Source organism: Candidatus Sordicultor fermentans (assembly GCF_012728195.1).
In the GTDB taxonomy this organism is placed as follows: Bacteria; Atribacterota; Atribacteria; order Atribacterales; family Caldatribacteriaceae; genus Sordicultor; species Sordicultor fermentans.
The window spans coordinates 1-18460 of sequence record NZ_JAAYFP010000171.1; the positions used below are offsets into that span (position 1 = coordinate 1).

Genomic DNA, 18460 nt, shown 5'->3' on the forward strand with positions numbered 1-18460 from the left:
ACATACTCCTTTCTTCAATGGTTATCGTCCTCAGTTTTACTTTAGAACTACTGATGTTACTGGAGAGATTAAACTCCCTGAAGGGGTAGAGATGGTTATGCCTGGAGATAATGCTACTCTGGAAGTGAAACTAATCTATCCTATTGCTATGGAAAAGGGCCTACGTTTTGCTATCCGTGAGGGAGGAAGAACAGTAGGAGCAGGAGTAGTAGCTGATATTATTGAATAGGGGGAGAGGGAGGCGTAGGAAGTGGCTCAAAAAATAAGAATAAAGTTAAAAGCTTACGATCATAAAATTCTGGATCAATCGGCACTCAAAATAGTGCACGCAGTGGAGAGAACGGGGGCAGAAGTCTCGGGGCCTGTGCCTTTACCCACTGAGATTGCTAAGTATACTGTTTTACGATCTCCTCATGTGGATAAAAAATCTCGAGAACAATTTGAAATGCGAACCCACAAAAGATTGATCGATATAGTAGACCCCAACCCTAAGACGGTTGACGCTCTGATGCATCTCGATTTACCAGCTGGGGTAGATATAGAGATCAAGCTTTGATGAGGTAGCTGGGGAAGGAGATATAGATGAAAACAGTGACTTATGGAATGATAGGAGAAAAAGTAGGAATGACCAGGATTTTTACCCCGGAAGGAATATCTGTTCCGGTAACGGTAATTAAATGTGGTCCCTGTTATGTTACCGGCAAAAAGACTAAAGAGCGGGATGGGTATGAAGCCTGGCAAATAGGTTATGGAGAGGTTAAGGAAAGAAAACTCAATAAACCTCGTCTGGGACACCTTAAAAAAGGAGGAGTGCCTCCTCTTAAGTTTTTGAAAGAGTTTTCTTTTAAGGATACTCAATATCAGCCGGGTGAAGTATTGAAAGTAGATGGCTTTCAAATAGGAGACCGGGTGGACGTAACCGGTAAGTCCAAGGGTAAAGGGTTTGCCGGAGTGGTAAAAAGACTGGGATACAAGGGAGGAGAAACCTCTCATGGTTCTATGTTTCATAGAGCACCTGGCTCTATAGGTGGTACAGACGCCGGCAGGGTTTTTAAAGGAAAAGGTCTTCCCGGGAGAATGGGAGGGAAGAGGGTAACAGTTCGCAATCTGGAAGTAGTGGGAATAAATGCAGAAAGAGACCTTCTCATTTTAAAAGGAGCAGTTCCTGGCCCGGCAGGAAGTCCAGTAATAATAATTCGAAAGTAACCAGATAGGGGGATAGAAGATGGAGTTAGAAGTGTGGAACAAAGAGGGAAAGGTGGTAGACACCATCACCTTAGAAGATACAGTTCTGTCCGATGAAGATTATCACCTTCTTTACCTCTCGGTCAAGGCTTATTTAGATAATCAAAGATTAGGAACGGCCAAAACTAAAACCCGGGGGGAAGTAAGAGGGGGAGGGAGAAAACCCTGGAGACAGAAAGGAACTGGTCGAGCAAGACATGGAAGTATCCGTTCTCCCATCTGGAAGGGAGGAGGAGTAACGTTTGGTCCTGCTCCTCGCTCTTACTACCATAGCCTTTCTAAGAAAGAAAGAAGGAGAGCTCTGATTTTAGCTTTAGAAGAAAAAATAAATCAAGGATTGTTGCGTTTGATAGAGGAGATCGATTTTAAGAGCCCTAAAACTAAAGAAGCCAAGCAATTCCTTTCTTCTCTAACTGGGGATGAGCTAAGAAAAGTGTTGGTGGTTACTGAGGAAAGTAAAGAAAATGTGAGAAGAGCTTTTTCCAATCTCCCTGACGTTAGAGTGAAATCAGTTGGTGAGTTAACTACTTACTTTGTGGTGGATTCCCAGCTGGTGGTGATGGAGAGAGAGGCCTTCTCGTCACTTTGGAGGCAGGAAGATGAGTAATCAGCGAGAGATATTGATTAACCCTATCATTACCGAGAAGACAGTGAACCTCCAGAAGGAGAGTAAATATGTTTTTAAGGTTGATTCTCGAGCCACTAAGGCAGAGATAAAGAAAGCAGTGGAAGATGCCTTTGGGGTGACAGTAACTCGAGTAAACACGGTGAGGGTTAAAGGGAAAACAAAAAGGCTGGGACGCTTTGAGGGTAAAACTAGCTCATATAAGAAAGCGATAGTTTTCTTGAAGCCAGGAGAAAGAATAAAAGCCTTTGATATTACTTAAAAAGGAGAGAACAATATGGCTAATTTGAAACAATACAAGCCAGTTACACCAGGCCGAAGACATATGAGTGGTCATACCTTTGAAGAAATTACTCCTGGTGGGCCGGAAAAATCTCTTTTAAAACCGTTGAAAAGTAAAGCGGGGAGAGATAACCAGGGGAGAATTTCGGTAAGACATCGAGGAGGAGGCCACAAGAGAAAATATCGGTGTGTTGATTTCAAAAGAGATAAATTTGGCATTCCTGCTAAAGTAGAAAGAATTGAGTATGACCCCAACCGGTCTGCTCGAATCGCTCTTTTGAAATATGCTGATGGAGAAAAGCGTTACATCATTGCTCCTTTAGGAGTCACGGTGGGGGATGTATTAATGAGCGGAGAAGAGGCGGACATCCGTCCTGGTAATGCTTTGCCTCTTCGTAATATACCGCTGGGGACTTTCATTCATAATGTGGAGTTAAGAAAGGGCAAGGGTGGACAGTTAGCAAGATCAGCAGGGGCTTATGCCCAGTTAATGGCTAAAGAAGGAGATTATGCTCAAGTTCGACTTTCCTCCGGGGAAGTACGCTTGATTAATATAGATTGTTTGGCCACCGTAGGTCAGGTAGGCAATGTAGAACATGAGAATGTGGCCATTGGCAAAGCAGGAAGGAAACGATGGTTAGGAGTGAGGCCTACCGTGCGAGGAGTAGCTATGAATCCTATCGACCATCCTCATGGTGGAGGAGAAGGGAAATCCCACGGAGGAAGACATCCGGTGAGCCCCTGGGGAGTGCCTACTAAAGGCTTTAAAACCAGGAAGAACAAAAAGACGGATAAATGGATTGTTAAGAGGAGGAAGTAGGGATGGGTAGATCTACAAAGAAGGGTCCTTATGTAGATTCACGCTTGCGAGAAAGAATTGAAGAACTTAATCGAAAGGGAGAGAAAAGGGTAATTAAAACCTGGTGTCGAGCTTGTGTGATAATCCCTGAAATGGTAGGGCATACTATTGCTGTTCACAACGGGAAAAAGCACATTCCTGTTTATATCACTGAGCAAATGGTAGGGCATAAGTTAGGAGAATTTGCTCCTACTCGAACTTTTAAAGGACATGGTAGTCCCACGGAACGCTCTACGGCGTTGAGGTGAGGGAGGATTGGAAAATATGGAAGTAAAAGCAACGGCAAAATATTTGCGCATCTCGCCTCGCAAAGCAAGGCAAATTGTTGATTTAATTCGGGGAAAATCGGCGCAGGAAGCTTTAACTATTTTACAGTTTATTCCTAAAAAGTCAGCCGAAATGGTGTATAAGGTTTTGAAGTCAGCGGTTGCCAATGCAGAGAATAACTATAATCTGGATGTGGATCAATTAGTAGTGTCTAAAGCTTTTGTAGATCAGGGGCCGACTTTAAAACGGGTACGTCCCCGGGCTATGGGGAGAGGGTATCTAATCAGGAAAAGAACCTCTCATATTACAGTGGCAGTTTCGGAAAAGGAGGAACAATAATTGGGGCAGAAAGTAAATCCAATTGGGTTGCGTTTGGGAATTGTTAAGGATTGGCAATCTCGCTGGTACGCAGAAAAAAATAAGTTTAAAGATTATCTTATAGAGGACTTGAAGATTCGCCAGGAAGTTAAAAATAGATTTTATCGTTCAGGTATTTCTCGGGTGGAAGTGGAGCGACTGGCTAACCAGATAAAGATAATTGTTAAAACCTCCCGGCCTGGCATTGTCATTGGCAGAAGAGGCAGCGAGGTGGAAAAGCTTCGTCAGGATATCCAGAATATGACCGGAAATCAGAACATCCAGATTTCGGTGGAAGAGGTGCCCATCCCGGAGATTGATGCTCAACTGGTGGCCGAGATCGTTGCTTCTCAGATAGAACGGAGAGTTTCTTATAGGCGAGCTATGAAACAGGCTATCAATAGAGCTTTAAGGATGGGTGCTCAGGGTATAAAAATATCCTGTTCCGGTCGTTTAGCCGGAGCAGAAATCGCGCGGGAAGAGTGGTATCGAGAAGGTCGTCTTCCTCTCCATACCTTGCGGGCAGACATAGATTATGGCTTTACTGAATCTCTCACTACTTATGGAAAAATTGGAGTAAAAGTGTGGATATTCAAGGGAGAAGTGATTTCTCCTGGAGAGTTGTTAGAGGCAGAAGGTGCTGCTCTTTCGGGAAAAGAGAAAAAAGAGAAGGAAGAAGGAAGTTATGAGGAGGTAGCAGAAGACTATGTTGATGCCCAAGAAAGTTAAATATAGAAAACAACACCGAGGAAGAATGAAGGGTGTGGCCTCCCGGGGTAATAAAGTTGATTTTGGAGATTTCGGTCTTCAGGCTCTGGAGCCAGCCTGGATTACTAATCCTCAGATTGAGGCGGCTCGAGTGGCTCTATCTCGTAGTATGAAAAAAGGAAAAATATGGATTCGTGTCTTTCCTGATAAGCCCTATACTAAAAAGCCCACAGAAACAAGAATGGGTAAGGGAAAAGGGCCGGTAGAAGGATGGGTAGCAGTGGTAAAACCGGGAAAGATTCTTTTTGAGATAGGGGGAGTAGATAGAGAAACGGCACAGGAAGCTCTCCGACTGGCTTCCCACAAATTGCCGATCAAGACCAGGGTGGTGGAGAGAAGCATTGATTAGGGGTGAGAGATATGAAGGCTTTAGAGCTTCGCAATTTGACTAATGAAGAGCTAAATCAGAGATTCAAAGATTTACGTACTGAACTTTTTAATTTGCGTTTTCAAAGCATTACCGGTCAATTGGGTAATCCTAAGAGAATAAAAATGGTTAAAAAAGACATTGCTCGAGTGAAGACGATTTTGAGAGAAAGAGAATTGTCTGAAGAGAAGCAGGGGGTTAAGTAGAATGGGAGCAAGAAAAAGATTAACTGGCGAAGTAGTTAGTAATGCTATGGATAAAACAGTAGTGGTAAAAGTGGTGAGAATTTCTGAACACCCTCTTTATAGAAAGAAAATTAGAAAAGCGAGTCGGTTCTCTGCTCATGACGAGAATGGAATTTGTGCAGTGGGGGATCGGGTTCTGATTGAGGAAACAAGGCCCTTGAGCAAGACTAAAAGATGGAGAGTTGTCACGGTGTTGCAAAAAGCCAGGGTAGAGGGAGGAGAAGAAGTTGATTCAGTCGAGAACTATGCTTGAGGTAGCTGACAATACGGGAGCTAAAAAAATAATGTGCATTCGAGTACTGGGTGGCTCTGGTCGCCGTTATGCAAGTATTGGTGACGTAATTATTGCTACAGTAAAAGAAGCAGAACCTCGCTCTGATGTAAAAAAAGGGGAAGTGGTAAGAGCGGTGGTTGTGAGAACCAAGAAGGAAGTAGGGAGACCAGATGGTAGCTTTGTCCGTTTTGATGATAATGCTGCTGTTTTGGTCACCAATCAGGATGTGCCTCGAGGAACTCGAATTTTTGGTCCGGTGGGAAGAGAGCTGAGAAGCCGTAATTTTTCGCGTATTATCTCACTGGCTCCTGAGGTGGTATGAGGAAGGTGGTTAAAATGGAAAGTCGAGAGAAAAAAGCTAGTGTAGCCATAAAAAAAGGTGATTCAGTAGAGATTGTCCGGGGTAAGAATCGGGGAAAAAGAGGGAAAGTTCTGAAGGTTTTTCCCCGGGAAGGAAAAGTGGTGGTAGAGGGAATTAACATAGTTAAAAAACATACCCGTCCCACTCAGGACAACCCTCAGGGAGGAATAATAAACAGAGAAAATCCGGTAAAAATTTCTAATTTAAGACTGATTTGTAGTCGCTGTAATCAACCTACTAAAATTCGCAGAGTTAAAGTGGCTGAGTCCCGTTCTCGAGTCAGAGTATGTAAAAAATGTGGAGAAATCATAGATAAGGTGTAGCAAGGAGGATTGTGGCTGTGTCCATCACCAAGGAAAAATACCAGAAAGAAGTAATTCCCAGTCTTGTTGAGACTTTTGGTTATCGAAATGTTATGCAAGTGCCCAAGGTAGAAAAAATAGTTATTAATGTGGGGGTAGGGGATGCTACTCAAAACTCCCGCTACCTTGATTTAGCAATAGAAGAGTTGGCTCTTATTACCGGGCAGAAACCATTGGTGACTCGAGCTAAAAAATCTATATCTAACTTTAAGTTGCGCCGAGGCGCACCAATTGGTTGTAAGGTTACCTTGAGAAAAAATACAATGTATGAATTTATGGATCGGTTCCTGAATATAGCTGTGGCTCGTATTCGTGATTTCAGGGGATTTCCGGATAGTTCTTTTGATGGGAGAGGAAACTGTACCATTGGCATTGAAGAACAATTAATTTTCCCCGAAATTAGCTATGATAGGGTGGAGCGGGTTAGAGGTATGAATATCACTTTTGTAACCACTGCGTCCACTGATGAAGAAGCTAAAGCTTTGCTGGAAGCGCTGGGTTTACCATTTAGGAAGTAGAGGAGGTTTTTTAATGGCTCGTAAAGCTAAAATAGAAAGAGAAAAAAAGGATTTGAAGTTTAAGGTGCGCTATAGAAATAGATGCAGTTTATGTGGAAGACCTCGGGGTTACTTGCGGGATTTTGGTCTGTGTAGGATTTGTTTTCGTAATTTGGCAAGCAGAGGTGAAATACCTGGGGTAACCAAGTCGAGCTGGTAAAGGAGGAAAAACATAGTGGCCCATACAGATCCCATTGCTGATATGTTGACGAGGATTAGGAACGCCTTAAAAGCGGGAGAGAGTATAGTTAAAGTTCCTTCCTCCCGGTCTAAAATTGAAATAACTCGAATCCTTAGAGAGGAAGGCTATATTAACGATTATAAAGTTCTCACTCAGGAAGGTGGAAAGAGTGACTTGATTATCGAGTTGAAATATGGTCCTAATCGAGAAAGAGTAATTAATGGTTTGAAAAGAATAAGTAAACCAGGTTTGAGAGTGTATGCCGGAAAAAATGAAATACCTGTGCTTCTGGGGGGAATGGGAACAGTGGTAGTTTCCACCTCTCAAGGGATGATGACGGGAAAAGAAGCTAAAAAATTAGGCGTAGGTGGGGAAGTTATTTGCTATATTTGGTGAAGGAGGATTAACCATGTCCCGCGTAGGAAAGAAACCGGTAGTGATACCAGATGGTGTAAATGTAAAAATTGAGGGTCGCACGATAGTGGCTAAAGGTCCTCTGGGAACCTTAGAGAGGGAAATTCATCCTCGAGTGAAAGTGGAGAAAGAAGGAAATACTCTTCAGGTAATTAGAAAAGGAGAAGATAAATTAGATCGTTCTCTTCATGGCTTAACCCGGACTCTGGTGGCTAATATGGTGGAAGGAGTGTCCCAGGGTTTTGAAAAAGCTCTGGAGATTAGCGGATTAGGCTATCGAGCTCAGAAAAAAGGACAAAATTTAGTTCTTAACCTGGGATTTTCCCATCCCATAGAGATAGAACCTCCCTCCGGCATTACCTTTGAGGTGGAGGGACAGGTAGTGAAAGTAAAAGGTATTGACAAAGAAAAAGTAGGTCAGGTAGCAGCTAATATCAGGGGGCTAAGAAAGGTAGAGCCTTACCATGGTACAGGAATTAAGTATGTGGGCGAAGTTACCAGAAGAAAACAAGGTAAAGCAACTGCGAAGTGAAGGGAGAGTCTTATTATGCTGGTAGAGGAAAAAAGAGAGAAAAGAGACAAAAGACATAGAAGGGTACGAAAAAAAGTACGGGGTAGTGCCGAGCGTCCTCGTCTTGTCGTTTTCCGCAGCCTCAGGCATATATATGGCCAGATCATTGATGATAGTGAAGGCAGAACTCTGGTGGCGGTCTCTTCCCTTACTTCAGAGCTCAGAGGTAAAGATGGCTCTGGAGTCGAAATAGCTAAAGAGGTGGGAAAGCTTCTGGCGCAGAAAGCCCGGGAGAAGGGAATAGAAACCGTGGTTTTCGATAGAGGAGGATATAAATATCACGGTCGGGTTAAGGCTTTAGCTGAAGGAGCCAGAGAAGGCGGATTGCAATTTTAACCAGATGGAGGTCGAAAGATGAGGAGAATAAAGCCAGACGGCTTGGAGCTTAAAGAAAGATTGATAGAAGTAAATCGAGTTAGCAAAGTGGTCAAAGGAGGCAAGCGTTTTGGTTTCCGGGCTTTAGTAGCGGTGGGGAACGGAGAAGGAGTGGTAGGTATTGGTACAGGTAAAGCTAAAGAAGTTCCTGAGGCAGTGAGAAAAGCCACGGAAAAAGCTCGGAAATCTTTGATTCAGTTTCCCATGAGAGGTACCACCATCACTCATGAATTGGTGGGAAGGGCAGGAGCCAGCCGGGTGGTTTTAAGGCCTGCTGCCCCGGGAACTGGAGTTATTGCCGGTGGAGCGGTTAGAGCAGTTCTAGAAGTGGCAGGGATAAAGGATGTGTTGACTAAATCTCTGGGGAGTAATAATCCTGTGAATCTGGCTCGAGCTACCATGCAGGGGTTGATGTCTTTGAAAGACCCTCAGGAAGTGGCTCGCTTACGAGGGAAAGAAGTGAAAGACTTCTTTACTGTTTCTCGCTAAAGGAGAGAAGAAAATGGGAGAGAAATCACTGAAGATTACTTTGAAGAAAAGTCCCATTGGCAGACCAGAGTCTCATAAAAGGACTGTCAAAGCTCTGGGTCTTCACAAATTAAATCAAACTGTGTACCATAAGGACTCTTCCTCCTTGAGGGGTATGGTTAACAAGATATCTTATCTTTTAGAAGTAGAAGAAGTAGAAAGTGCAGAGGAAGGAGAAAGATAATATGGGAGTTAACGACTTAAAACCCCGAGATGGTTCTTTTCATTATCGGAAAAGAGTGGGTCGAGGCATAAGTTCAGGTCATGGAAAGACTAGTGGACGAGGACATAAAGGACAGAAATCTCGCTCTGGTGGCAAAATTCCTCCTTACTTTGAAGGGGGACAGATGCCTCTGGTGCGTCGGATTCCTAAAAGAGGTTTTCGGAGCTGGAATAGAAAGGAATGGCAGATAATCAACTTAGAAGCTCTTAATCGTTTTGAAGAAGGAGAAGAGGTGAATAAAGAGCTTCTACGAAAAGCGGGGTTGATTAAGAAACTGGATCTTCCAGTTAAGATTTTAGGTGGGGGAGAGCTAACTAAAAAGTTGATAGTGAAAGCTGACGCCTTTTCTCTTTCGGCTAAAGAGAAGATTGAAGAAAAAGGCGGAAGAGCAGAGGTAGTATAAGATGTGGGAATCCCTCTTAAAATTATTTAGAATACCGGACCTGAAAAGAAGAATTCTCTTTACTCTCTTTATGTTGGTGCTTTTTCGCGTTGGTGCTCATATTCCTGTTCCGGGAATTGATTCTCGAGCTTTAGCCGATGTTTTTTCTCAGGGAGGAATTTTAGGTTTTCTGGATATGTTCGCTGGCGGTGCCTTGAGTAACTTTTCTATCTTAGCTCTGGGCATCGTTCCCTATATTAATGCTTCCATTATCATCCAGCTTCTGACGGCGGTTATCCCTAGCTTAGAGGAATTAAGCCGAAGCGGAGAAGAGGGAAGAGATAAAATTGCTCAGTATACGAGGTGGTTTGCCATTGTTTTAGCTCTGGTGCAAGGGTTTGGAATAACCTCCTGGATAGAAGGAATGGGAGTGGTTCTTTACCCGGGCTGGGGATATAAAATAACTGTTCTTCTTACTCTTACTGCTGGGACCATATTTTTGATGTGGCTGGGAGAGTTGATAACTGATTTAGGGGTGGGTAACGGGACTTCTCTTATCATTTTTGCCGGTATCGTAGCCCGGGTACTTCCCCAATTGGTGAGAACTTTTTCCTTAATCAAAGTGGGGGAAATTAATCTTTTGTATTTCATTTTGTCTCTGGTGATGAATGTGGCAATCATTGCTGTAGTAGTAGCTTTTCAGGAAGCGCAGAGGAGAATCCCGGTTCAGTATTCTAAAAGAGTGGTGGGAAGGAAGATGTATGGAGGACAGAGCACCCATATACCTATTAGAATTGTGCAGGGAGGAGTGCTTCCTATCATTTTTGCCTCTTCTATTCTCCTTTTCCCTGCCACTTTAGCTCAATTTTTTCAGGGCTCGAAGGTTATGGCCAGTATAGCCAGTGCTCTTTCTCCTAATTCTCCTCTTTATCTTTCTCTTTATGCAGCCTTGATCATATTTTTCACCTATTTTTATACCGCGGTTTCTTTTAACCCTGTGGAGCTGGCTGAGAATATGCAAAAGTATGGTGGTTTTATTCCGGGAATAAGACCGGGAAGGCCAACGGTAGAATATTTAGACCGTACTCTTTCTCGTATCACTTTGTGGGGAGCTTTGTTTTTAACCTTTATTGCTATAGTTCCTAATATCATAACCGATTTGACCAAGGTTACCACTTTTTACTTTGGAGGAACAGCAATCCTCATTATGGTAGGAGTGGCCATTGAGACGGTGAGACAACTGGAAGCTCAATTGCTCATGAGACATTATGAAGGTTTTATCCGTAAATGAGAAAGGAGAAGAGAAATTGCGCATAGTTTTATTGGGACCTCCGGGAGCGGGTAAGGGGACACAGGCTAAAATGATGGAAAAAGATTTAGGTGTTAGTACCCTATCCACCGGTGATATAATTCGCCTGGCTATAAAAAATCAAACCCCCTGGGGTAAAAAGGCGGAAGAGTTTGTTAAAAGTGGGAGATTAGTCCCTGATGATGTGGTAATAGGTATAGTTAAAGAGAAGATTGACCAGGATAATTTATGGTCAGGTTTTATCCTGGATGGTTTTCCCCGTACCATAAAGCAAGCAGAAGCCTTAGAAGAAATGCTGAAGGAGAAGGGTTTATCCTTGGATGTGGTTCTCTATTTTGCAGTGGATAAAGAAGAAGTAATAAAGAGACTTTCTTCCCGGCGGGTTTGTGAAAACTGTCAAACTCCTTATAATCTCCTTTCTAATCCTCCACAGCGAGACGAACTTTGTGACCGATGCGGAGGTAAATTGATACAGAGAGATGATGATAAACCAGAAGTAATTCGTAAACGATTGGAGACTTACGAAGAAGAAACCAAACCTTTAATCGATTTCTATGAAGAGCGAAATTTATTGCGAGTTATACCATCCAGCGCTCCTATAGAGGAAGTGTATGATAGAGTTAAGGAAGCTTTGAAAGAAGTGGCAGCCGGGCAATGAGTAAATTAATAAGTGATGATGAAGTTGAAAAAATTCGCCAGAGTGGAAAGATTTTAGCAGAGGTTATCCGGGAAATAAAAAGACTGATAATTCCTGGAGTTAAGACCTCTTTTCTGGACCAGGTGGCTGCAGATTTAATAAAAAGCCACGGAGCTCGACCGGCTTTTTTGGGCTATCGAGGTTATCCGGCTTCCATCTGTATCTCTATTAATGAGCAAGTAGTGCATGGTATTCCTGGAGAACGGGTGATCGAGTCTGGAGATTTAGTGAGTGTGGATATAGGAGTGGAGTTTCAGGGATTTTATACCGATGCTGCTTTCAGCGTGGTAGCAGGTGATGGTAACTCTTTGGCTCAGAAACTGGTAGAAGTTACAGAAAAATCTCTATATGAGGGAATAAAAAGAGCTTTGCCGGGTAATAGAATTGGTGACATATCTCATGCTATTCAGGAAACTATTGAATCTGCGGGTTTTTCGGTGGTGAGGGACTTTGTGGGGCATGGCGTGGGTAGAGCCCTACATGAGGAACCTCAAATACCTAATTTTGGAAAGAAAAATCGGGGAGTAGTTATTGAAGAAGGGATGGTGTTGGCTATCGAGCCTATGGCTAATGAAGGAGGATACCAGGTAGAAATATTGGATGATGATTGGACGGTGGTAACTAAAGATGGTGGTTTGTCAGCTCATTTTGAGCATACCGTTTGGGTTACTAAAAAAGGTCCGGTGATTTTAACTCATTCCGGAGATAAAGAGCAATAATGGTTAAAGAAGATATTGTTGAAGTAAAAGGAACGGTTTTAGAGGCTTTACCCAATGCCATGTTTAAAGTAGAATTAGAAACGGGTAAGGTAATATTGGCTCATATTTCAGGTAAAATGAGGATGCATTATATTAGAATTCTTCCTGGTGATAAAGTTACCGTGCAGATATCAAAATACGACCCTACTAAAGGGCGAATTGTGTATCGGTATAAGTGAAAAAGGAGGCAAGAAGATGAGAGTTAGTGCCTCGGTGAAACCGAGATGTGAAAAGTGTAAAGTGATACGTCGACGGGGGAAAGTAATGGTTATCTGTTCCAATCCCCGACATAAGCAGAGACAGGGTTAGGAGGTTTTTTTCTTATGGCCAGAATTGCCGGAGTTGATTTACCCAACCACAAAAGGGTAGATATTGCGCTCACTTACATTTATGGAATAGGCAGAAAGTTATCGGCAAAAATTTTGGAAGAAGCTAATGTAGAACCAGGAATCAGAGTCAAAGATTTGAGTGATGATGAATTAGTGCGAATCCAGAAAGAAGTGGAGAAATATCCGGTGGAAGGAGAGTTGAGGGCTCAGGTTTCTCAAAACATTAAGCGTCTGATTTCCATTGGATGTTACCGGGGTATGCGGCACAGGCAAGGGCTACCGGTGAGGGGACAGAGAACCCGTACTAATGCCCGGACTCGCAAAGGTCCCAGAAGAACTGCAGGAGCAAAAAGAGGTAGGTAATTAAAACAGTATGATAAAGGGAGGCTTAGACTAATTTGGCTAAAGCAGGTAGAAAAAAGAAAAGAGAAAAAAGGACGGTCAGGGAAGGTATTGCCCATATAAAGTCCACTTTTAATAATACCGTTGTTTCCATAACTGATAAAGAGGGAAATGTTTTGTCCTGGTCTAGTGCTGGAAGTGCTGGATTTAAAGGGACGAAGAAGGGAACCCCCTTTGCTGCTCAGCTAGCAGCTGAACAGGCAGCAAAGAAAGCCATGGATCAGGGGTTGCGAGAAGTGGAAGTGTTGGTGAAAGGCCCTGGCTCGGGGAGAGAAACTGCTATCCGGTCTTTGCAAGCAGCTGGCTTAATCATTAGCTCTATAAAAGACGTTACTCCTATTCCTCATAATGGTTGTCGGCCACCTAAACAAAGAAGGGTATGAAGGAGGATACAGAAAATGTCAAGGTACACTGATGCTAAATGCCGACTCTGTCGAAGACATGGCAGCAAGCTTTTTTTAAAAGGGCCTCGCTGCTATACTGATAAATGTGCTATGGAAAAACGACCCTTCCCGCCCGGGGTGCACAAAGGGTCTCGTCGAAGGCTGTCCAGTTATGGTATACAGCTTAAGGAAAAACAGCGGGTACGATTTATGTATGGTATAACTGAAAATCAGTTTAAGAATTATTTTGAAAAAGCCAGTCGCCTTCCTGGAGTGACGGGAGAGAATCTTCTTTCTCTTTTGGAGAGAAGATTAGATAATGTAGTTTTTCGGGCGGGATGGGCAGATTCTCGTGCTGATGCAAGGCAAATGGTTCTTCACGGTCATTTTTTAGTTAATGGTCGCAAGGTGGATATACCGTCTTACCTGGTAGATGAAGGTGATGTGGTGGAATTATCTTCTCGGGGGGAAAAACATAAAAAAATTAAAGAATTAATGGAAGAAGAAAGAACCCCGACTCCTGCCTGGCTGGGAGTGAGTGAAGATGGCAAGGCTACTATATTGCGAGAACCACAAAGAGAAGATATTGATTACGCAGTGGAAGAACAGCTTATAGTAGAATTTTATTCTAAATAATTTTGAGGTGCTGGTAATGTTGGATATTCGAGATATAACAAGGTGTGACCTTTTAGAGTGGGAGGAAGACCATGCCACTAAGGTTCAGTATGGTAAATTCTCTATTGAGCCTCTGGAGGTGGGTTGGGGTATTACGGTGGGTAATGCTCTGCGTCGGGTTTTACTTTCCTCTATAGAAGGTGCGGCGGTTACCGGAGTACAAATTGAAGGGATAATTCATGAATTTTCCTCTCTGCCCGGGGTAAGAGAGGACATAATCGACATAGTTCTAAACCTCAAGGGTCTGGTTTTGCGTTCTTATTCTGATGATGAAGAAACCCTTTATTTAGAAGTAGAGGGAGTTCCTGGAGAATTACGAGAAGTCACGGCCCGGGATATACAGCCTAACAGTAATGTGGAAATAATCAACTTAGACCATCACTTAGCAGAAATAGATGAGGAAGCAAAGCTTTCTATGAAGATATCGGTAAAAAAGGGACGGGGTTATCTTGAGGTAGAAGGAAGAGACATAAAAGAGGATTATAACTTTATCCCTATTGATGCTCTGTTCACCCCGGTGAAAAAAGTAAATTTCCAGGTTCTGGATACCCGGGTGGGACAGCTTACCAACTATGATAAGCTGATTATAGAAATATGGACTAATGGAGCTATCACCCCCCAGCAGGCTCTCAGCCAATCTCTGGATCTTTTGGCTGAAGAGTTCTCCCGTTTTGGGGGGTTATTGAAAGAAAAAATAGGGGAAAGTGAACCGGCTGAAGAGGTCGAAGAAGATGAAGAAACATCTGAAGCAGAAACCAGCATTGAGGAGCTGGAGCTTTCAGTAAGAGCTTACAATTGTCTTAAAAGAGCTCATATCGATACGGTGCAGGAACTGGTGAGTATTCTCCAAGAACGACCTGAGGACTTGAAAAAAATCAAAAATCTGGGTCAAAAAACTTTTGAAGAAATAGTAGAAAAAGTAGAGAAGTGGAGTTCCGAAGTAGAAAGCAAAGAGGAAAAGGGAGTGAATAAAGGTGAGGCACCGGCGGAGGACTGAAAAGTTAGGAAGGACTACTGCTCATAAAAAGAGCATGATGTCTAACCTTTTAGTTTCTTTGATAAAAAACGAGAAGATACAAACTACAGAAGCAAAAGGTAAAGCACTGAAGAGACATTTTGACCGGGTGGTTTCTCTGGCAATAAAAGGGGATAATGCTTCTTTGCGAGAAGTGATTTCCTACCTTAGAGATAAGGAAGCATTTAAGATTCTTTTGCGGGAGGTAGCGCCTCGTTTTCGGGAAAGAAGAGGAGGCTACTGTCGTCTGGTGAAGATGGGATATCGCCGAGGAGATGGCGCTCCCTTAGTTCTGGTGGAAATAGTAGAGTAGTTCATTGCCTCTGGAGTGCCAATAAATTGATAGAGTTTAAAAAGGTAAGCTTTTGGTATGGAGAAGAATATGAGTCAGAAGCAAGAAATGAAGAGATTTTGAGAGAGGTAGATTTAGAAATACATCAGGGTAAGTTTATGGTTTTACTGGGTCGTAATGGTTCAGGAAAATCTACTCTGGCAAAACATACCAATGGCTTACTGCTCCCCAAAAGTGGGGAGGTAATAGTAGACGGGATGAATACCCGCGATGAAGAATCTATCTGGGAAATCAGGCGTCGGGTAGGTCTGGTTTTCCAAAACCCCGACAACCAGATTATCGCTACTACAGTGGAAGAAGATGTAGCTTTTGGTCCGGAGAATTTAGGTTTACCCCGGGAGGAAATTCTCGCTCGAGTGGAAGAAGCGCTGACTCTGGTGGGTATGACCGAATACCGTAATAAAGAACCTCATCTTCTTTCTGGAGGTCAAAAGCAGCGAGTGGCTATTGCCGGGGTTCTGGCTATGCACCCGGAGTATTTAATACTGGATGAAGCCACCTCTATGTTAGACCCCGAAGGAAGGGAGGAACTTATGAAAGTGATTGCCAGTCTAAGGGAGAAGATTGCTGTCTTACATATTACCCATAACGTGGAAGAAGCTATTGAAGCAGATGAAGTGCTGGTCATGGACGAAGGGAAAATCGTTGCTCGGGGGAAACCGCGAAAAATTTTTTCTCAGGTAGAAAACATAGAAGAGTGGGGGCTGGAGCTTCCCCAGGTAACAGAAACTGCTCTTCTGGTAAAGAAGCAATTTCCTTCTCTCTTTAAGACTTTGCCTCTTTCTCCCGGGGAACTGGTGGAAGAGTTGTGTTCATAAAATTAGAAAATATATCTTTTACTTATCTGCCGGGTACACCTCTGGCTGTTACAGCACTGGAAGATATAGACCTGGAAATCGAGCGGGGAGAGAGTATTGGTATTGTAGGTAGAACTGGTTGTGGCAAGTCCACTCTCATTCAGCATTTTAATGCTCTTTTGATTCCCCAAAGTGGCAGGGTACTGGTGGATGGAGTGGATACGGGTAAAAAAGGAGCTCCCCTGCAGGAAATTCGCCGTAAGGTGGGTCTGGTTTTTCAGTATCCCGAAGATCAGTTTTTTGAAGAGACGGTTTTTAAGGAGGTAGCTTTTGCCCCTCGCAACCTGGGGGTGGAGGGGAAAGAGCTGGAAGATAAAGTAAAATGGTCTTTGGAGGCAGTAGGGCTGGATTTTGAGGCTGTCAAAGATAAAAGTCCTTTTGAGCTCTCCGGGGGGCAGATGAGACGAGTAGCCATTGCCAGTATCCTCTCTATGGAGCCCGAGGCTTTAGTTCTGGATGAACCCACCGCTGGCCTGGACCCCGAGGGAAAGAGAATTATACTCGGTCAACTGGAAAAACTTCAGAAAGAGAGAGGCTTAACTCTTATAATTGTTTCTCACAGCATGGAAGATTTAGCACGGGTAGCAAAAAGGATAATAATAATGGATAAAGGAAAAATAAAATTTGATGATGACATCCGGCAGGTTTTCTCTCAAGTGGAGTGGATAAAAAGCCTGGGTATTTTCCCTCCTGTGACTGCTCAGGTAGCCTGGCTTTTAAGAGAGAGGGGTTTTGATGTCACTCCGGGAGTTTTAACTCCTCAGGAACTGGCAGAAGAAATCCAGCTTAAAGTTCTGGAGGGAAAAAGAGTTAATGTGGGGTAGAAGTTTAGCTATTGGCCAATATGTTCCATTAGATTCTCCCATACACCGCTTAGACCCCCGGGTTAAAATCGTTTTTGTGGGGATTTCCATTATTAATCTTTTTATCTTACAAGATTGGTTTTCCTTTCTATTATGGGGGATAGCGTTAATATTTTTAGTTTCTCTTTCTCACATTTCTTTTACTTATCTCTTGAAAAGCTTGAGGCCTCTTCTTTTTCTCCTTATCCTTACTCTGGTGTTGCATTTCTTTTTTACTCCAGGAGAGTATATCTGGGAATACGGTTTTTTACATATTTCCCGGGAGGGAGTATCGAAAGGCCTTTTAATTGTAACAAGGCTGTGCCTTCTGATTTTAGTCACTTCTCTTTTAACTCTCACTACTTCACCAGTAGAGCTAACCGATGGGATGGAGTATTTATTGAGCCCCCTGAAAAGGTGGGGATTTCCGGCTCATGAGTTAGCTATGATGATGACCATTGCCCTTCGTTTTATACCCACTCTTTTAGAAGAGGCAGATCGGATTATGAAAGCTCAAATGGCTCGAGGTATGAACTTAGATTCGGGAGGTATAATGCAGAGAGCTAAAAATTTAATACCCCTTTTAGTCCCTCTTTTCGTTAACTCTTTCAAAAGAGCCGATGAGCTGGCTATTGCCATGGAATCTCGATGTTATCGAGGAGGAAAGGGAAGGACCCGCTTGCGGGTTCTGGAGCTCACTTCTTCTGATTATTATTTTCTGGTTTTATCTTTTTCTTTTATTGCCCTCCTTTCTCTCCGCTCTTTTATCTGATGTCTCTCCGCAACCTCAGTTTGGTACTGGAATATAAGGGGTCAAATTATCAAGGCTGGCAGCGCCAGAGCAGAGGAAAGACCATTCAGGGAGTAGTAGAAGAGGTGGGGGAAAGAATTTTAAGAGAGAAAATAACCCTCTTTGCTTCAGGTAGAACTGATGCGGGAGTCCATGCTGCAGGGCAAGTTGCTTCTTTTACCACTTCCACTTATATGTCCACGGAAGCCATAAAAAAGGCCTTTAATTCTCTCCTTCCCCCTGATATTAGAGTGGTTGATGTTCTGGAGGCTCCTCTTTCTTTCCATCCCCGAAAGACGGCTATTCGCAAAATCTACATCTATGTTTTTTCTCTTATGTATCCTCCTTCAGTTTTTTGGAAACCTTTTGTGTATTCTTTCTCCCCGAAAAATTTTAATTTAGCCCGGGTGAAAGAATGCCTTTCCCTTCTTGAAGGGACTCATGATTTTACTTCTTTTAGCTCCTCGGGAGGAGCAGATTTTTCCGGGGTTCGAACTATTTATTCTATCGAGATAAAGGAGAAGCCTTCTGGTCTTCTTCAACTCCAGGTGGAAGGAGATGGATTTTTATATAATATGGTGAGAATTATTGCCGGAGAGCTGTGGAAGGTGGGCATGGGGAAGAAAAATCCTGAGGAGATAAAATTTATGCTGGAGAATCCCTCTCGTTCCTTTAACCGACTGGCTCTTCCTCCCCGGGGATTATTTTTGATACAGGTTTGCTACCCCCCGGATTTTAATCCCTATCAAAATCTGGAGCTGGTAGATGAGGGCTGGATAGTACCACTCTGGCAGGAAAAGAAGAGTAT

35 protein-coding genes and 1 pseudogene are annotated in these 18460 nt (G+C 43.2%); all 36 read left to right on the top strand.

Annotated features, from left to right (window positions below):
- Positions 1-229, top strand: a pseudogene (gene tuf, locus GXZ17_RS08630) (elongation factor Tu); the annotation flags it as partial.
- Between the two features lie 21 nt (positions 230-250).
- Positions 251-556 (top strand): 30S ribosomal protein S10, encoded by a 306-nt coding sequence (gene rpsJ, locus GXZ17_RS08635; RefSeq protein WP_409376884.1) that lies wholly within the window; start codon positions 251-253, stop codon positions 554-556.
- A 35-nt stretch (positions 557-591) separates the two neighbouring features.
- Entirely contained in the window at positions 592-1206 is a 615-nt protein-coding gene (rplC, locus tag GXZ17_RS08640; protein WP_409376916.1) for a 50S ribosomal protein L3, read from the top strand.
- Between the two features lie 19 nt (positions 1207-1225).
- Entirely contained in the window at positions 1226-1852 is a 627-nt protein-coding gene (gene rplD / locus GXZ17_RS08645; protein WP_409376885.1) for a 50S ribosomal protein L4, read from the top strand.
- Positions 1845-2132 carry a 50S ribosomal protein L23 gene (gene rplW, locus GXZ17_RS08650; protein WP_409376886.1) on the top strand — a complete coding sequence of 96 codons (288 nt, stop codon included), beginning with the start codon at positions 1845-1847 and terminating at the stop codon, positions 2130-2132. The genes rplD and rplW overlap by 8 nt, the downstream gene beginning before the upstream one ends.
- Positions 2133-2147: 15 nt before the next feature.
- On the top strand, positions 2148-2972 hold the full coding sequence (gene rplB / locus GXZ17_RS08655) for a 50S ribosomal protein L2 (RefSeq protein WP_409376887.1): 825 nt from the start codon (positions 2148-2150) through the stop codon (positions 2970-2972).
- Between the two features lie 2 nt (positions 2973-2974).
- Complete coding sequence (gene rpsS, locus GXZ17_RS08660; RefSeq protein WP_409376888.1) at positions 2975-3259, top strand: 30S ribosomal protein S19; 285 nt, start codon at positions 2975-2977, stop codon at positions 3257-3259.
- Between the two features lie 16 nt (positions 3260-3275).
- Positions 3276-3617, top strand: a complete 342-nt coding sequence (gene rplV, locus GXZ17_RS08665) for a 50S ribosomal protein L22 (protein WP_409376889.1) — start codon at positions 3276-3278, stop codon at positions 3615-3617.
- Positions 3618-4364 (top strand): 30S ribosomal protein S3, encoded by a 747-nt coding sequence (gene rpsC, locus GXZ17_RS08670; RefSeq protein WP_409376890.1) that lies wholly within the window; start codon positions 3618-3620, stop codon positions 4362-4364. It abuts the gene before it with no gap.
- A complete protein-coding gene (gene rplP / locus GXZ17_RS08675; RefSeq protein WP_409376891.1) occupies positions 4342-4752 on the top strand; it encodes a 50S ribosomal protein L16 in 411 nt (136 codons plus the stop codon). Before rpsC ends, rplP begins: the two co-directional genes overlap by 23 nt.
- Before the next feature lie 11 nt (positions 4753-4763).
- Complete coding sequence (gene rpmC / locus GXZ17_RS08680; protein WP_409376892.1) at positions 4764-4976, top strand: 50S ribosomal protein L29; 213 nt, start codon at positions 4764-4766, stop codon at positions 4974-4976.
- Position 4977: 1 nt separating this feature from the next.
- The gene (gene rpsQ, locus GXZ17_RS08685; RefSeq protein ID WP_409376893.1) at positions 4978-5268 is read left to right on the top strand and encodes a 30S ribosomal protein S17; all 291 of its coding nucleotides are present in this window, start codon (positions 4978-4980) and stop codon (positions 5266-5268) included.
- Complete coding sequence (gene rplN / locus GXZ17_RS08690) at positions 5261-5611, top strand: 50S ribosomal protein L14 (protein ID WP_409376917.1); 351 nt, start codon at positions 5261-5263, stop codon at positions 5609-5611. Before rpsQ ends, rplN begins: the two co-directional genes overlap by 8 nt.
- A 14-nt stretch (positions 5612-5625) precedes the next feature.
- On the top strand, positions 5626-5973 hold the full coding sequence (gene rplX, locus GXZ17_RS08695) for a 50S ribosomal protein L24 (RefSeq protein WP_409376894.1): 348 nt from the start codon (positions 5626-5628) through the stop codon (positions 5971-5973).
- Positions 5974-5990: 17 nt separating this feature from the next.
- Positions 5991-6530 carry a 50S ribosomal protein L5 gene (gene rplE, locus GXZ17_RS08700; RefSeq protein ID WP_409376895.1) on the top strand — a complete coding sequence of 180 codons (540 nt, stop codon included), beginning with the start codon at positions 5991-5993 and terminating at the stop codon, positions 6528-6530.
- Between the two features lie 13 nt (positions 6531-6543).
- On the top strand, positions 6544-6729 hold the full coding sequence (locus GXZ17_RS08705) for a type Z 30S ribosomal protein S14 (RefSeq protein ID WP_409376896.1): 186 nt from the start codon (positions 6544-6546) through the stop codon (positions 6727-6729).
- 15 nt (positions 6730-6744) lie between these two features.
- On the top strand, positions 6745-7146 hold the full coding sequence (gene rpsH / locus GXZ17_RS08710; RefSeq protein WP_409376897.1) for a 30S ribosomal protein S8: 402 nt from the start codon (positions 6745-6747) through the stop codon (positions 7144-7146).
- A 13-nt stretch (positions 7147-7159) separates the two neighbouring features.
- The gene (gene rplF / locus GXZ17_RS08715; protein WP_409376898.1) at positions 7160-7696 is read left to right on the top strand and encodes a 50S ribosomal protein L6; all 537 of its coding nucleotides are present in this window, start codon (positions 7160-7162) and stop codon (positions 7694-7696) included.
- 12 nt (positions 7697-7708) lie between these two features.
- Positions 7709-8071 (top strand): 50S ribosomal protein L18, encoded by a 363-nt coding sequence (gene rplR, locus GXZ17_RS08720; protein ID WP_409376918.1) that lies wholly within the window; start codon positions 7709-7711, stop codon positions 8069-8071.
- 18 nt (positions 8072-8089) lie between these two features.
- The gene (gene rpsE / locus GXZ17_RS08725) at positions 8090-8599 is read left to right on the top strand and encodes a 30S ribosomal protein S5 (RefSeq protein ID WP_409376899.1); all 510 of its coding nucleotides are present in this window, start codon (positions 8090-8092) and stop codon (positions 8597-8599) included.
- Between the two features lie 13 nt (positions 8600-8612).
- A complete protein-coding gene (rpmD, locus tag GXZ17_RS08730) occupies positions 8613-8822 on the top strand; it encodes a 50S ribosomal protein L30 (RefSeq protein WP_409376900.1) in 210 nt (69 codons plus the stop codon).
- Between the two features lies 1 nt (position 8823).
- Complete coding sequence (rplO, locus tag GXZ17_RS08735; protein WP_409376901.1) at positions 8824-9264, top strand: 50S ribosomal protein L15; 441 nt, start codon at positions 8824-8826, stop codon at positions 9262-9264.
- Between the two features lies 1 nt (position 9265).
- A complete protein-coding gene (secY, locus tag GXZ17_RS08740; RefSeq protein WP_409376902.1) occupies positions 9266-10534 on the top strand; it encodes a preprotein translocase subunit SecY in 1269 nt (422 codons plus the stop codon).
- 16 nt (positions 10535-10550) lie between these two features.
- Positions 10551-11210 carry an adenylate kinase gene (locus GXZ17_RS08745; protein WP_409376903.1) on the top strand — a complete coding sequence of 220 codons (660 nt, stop codon included), beginning with the start codon at positions 10551-10553 and terminating at the stop codon, positions 11208-11210.
- Positions 11207-11968, top strand: coding sequence for a type I methionyl aminopeptidase (gene map, locus GXZ17_RS08750; protein ID WP_409376904.1), 762 nt, complete (start codon positions 11207-11209; stop codon positions 11966-11968). Before GXZ17_RS08745 ends, map begins: the two co-directional genes overlap by 4 nt.
- On the top strand, positions 11968-12186 hold the full coding sequence (gene infA / locus GXZ17_RS08755; RefSeq protein WP_409376905.1) for a translation initiation factor IF-1: 219 nt from the start codon (positions 11968-11970) through the stop codon (positions 12184-12186). Before map ends, infA begins: the two co-directional genes overlap by 1 nt.
- A gap of 16 nt (positions 12187-12202) precedes the next feature.
- Entirely contained in the window at positions 12203-12316 is a 114-nt protein-coding gene (gene rpmJ / locus GXZ17_RS08760; RefSeq protein WP_409376906.1) for a 50S ribosomal protein L36, read from the top strand.
- Between the two features lie 14 nt (positions 12317-12330).
- Positions 12331-12699, top strand: a complete 369-nt coding sequence (gene rpsM / locus GXZ17_RS08765; protein WP_409376907.1) for a 30S ribosomal protein S13 — start codon at positions 12331-12333, stop codon at positions 12697-12699.
- A 35-nt stretch (positions 12700-12734) separates the two neighbouring features.
- A complete protein-coding gene (rpsK, locus tag GXZ17_RS08770; RefSeq protein ID WP_409376908.1) occupies positions 12735-13121 on the top strand; it encodes a 30S ribosomal protein S11 in 387 nt (128 codons plus the stop codon).
- A 15-nt stretch (positions 13122-13136) separates the two neighbouring features.
- Complete coding sequence (rpsD, locus tag GXZ17_RS08775) at positions 13137-13757, top strand: 30S ribosomal protein S4 (RefSeq protein ID WP_409376909.1); 621 nt, start codon at positions 13137-13139, stop codon at positions 13755-13757.
- 16 nt (positions 13758-13773) lie between these two features.
- Positions 13774-14793, top strand: a complete 1020-nt coding sequence (locus tag GXZ17_RS08780) for a DNA-directed RNA polymerase subunit alpha (protein WP_409376910.1) — start codon at positions 13774-13776, stop codon at positions 14791-14793.
- On the top strand, positions 14771-15124 hold the full coding sequence (gene rplQ / locus GXZ17_RS08785; RefSeq protein ID WP_409376911.1) for a 50S ribosomal protein L17: 354 nt from the start codon (positions 14771-14773) through the stop codon (positions 15122-15124). Before GXZ17_RS08780 ends, rplQ begins: the two co-directional genes overlap by 23 nt.
- Positions 15125-15150: 26 nt before the next feature.
- A complete protein-coding gene (locus tag GXZ17_RS08790; protein WP_409376912.1) occupies positions 15151-15981 on the top strand; it encodes an energy-coupling factor transporter ATPase in 831 nt (276 codons plus the stop codon).
- Complete coding sequence (locus GXZ17_RS08795; protein WP_409376913.1) at positions 15972-16844, top strand: energy-coupling factor transporter ATPase; 873 nt, start codon at positions 15972-15974, stop codon at positions 16842-16844. The genes GXZ17_RS08790 and GXZ17_RS08795 overlap by 10 nt, the downstream gene beginning before the upstream one ends.
- The gene (locus GXZ17_RS08800) at positions 16834-17634 is read left to right on the top strand and encodes an energy-coupling factor transporter transmembrane component T family protein (protein ID WP_409376914.1); all 801 of its coding nucleotides are present in this window, start codon (positions 16834-16836) and stop codon (positions 17632-17634) included. Before GXZ17_RS08795 ends, GXZ17_RS08800 begins: the two co-directional genes overlap by 11 nt.
- A 20-nt stretch (positions 17635-17654) precedes the next feature.
- A partial coding sequence (gene truA / locus GXZ17_RS08805; protein WP_409376915.1) for a tRNA pseudouridine(38-40) synthase TruA occupies positions 17655-18460 on the top strand: 806 nt, incomplete at its 3' end.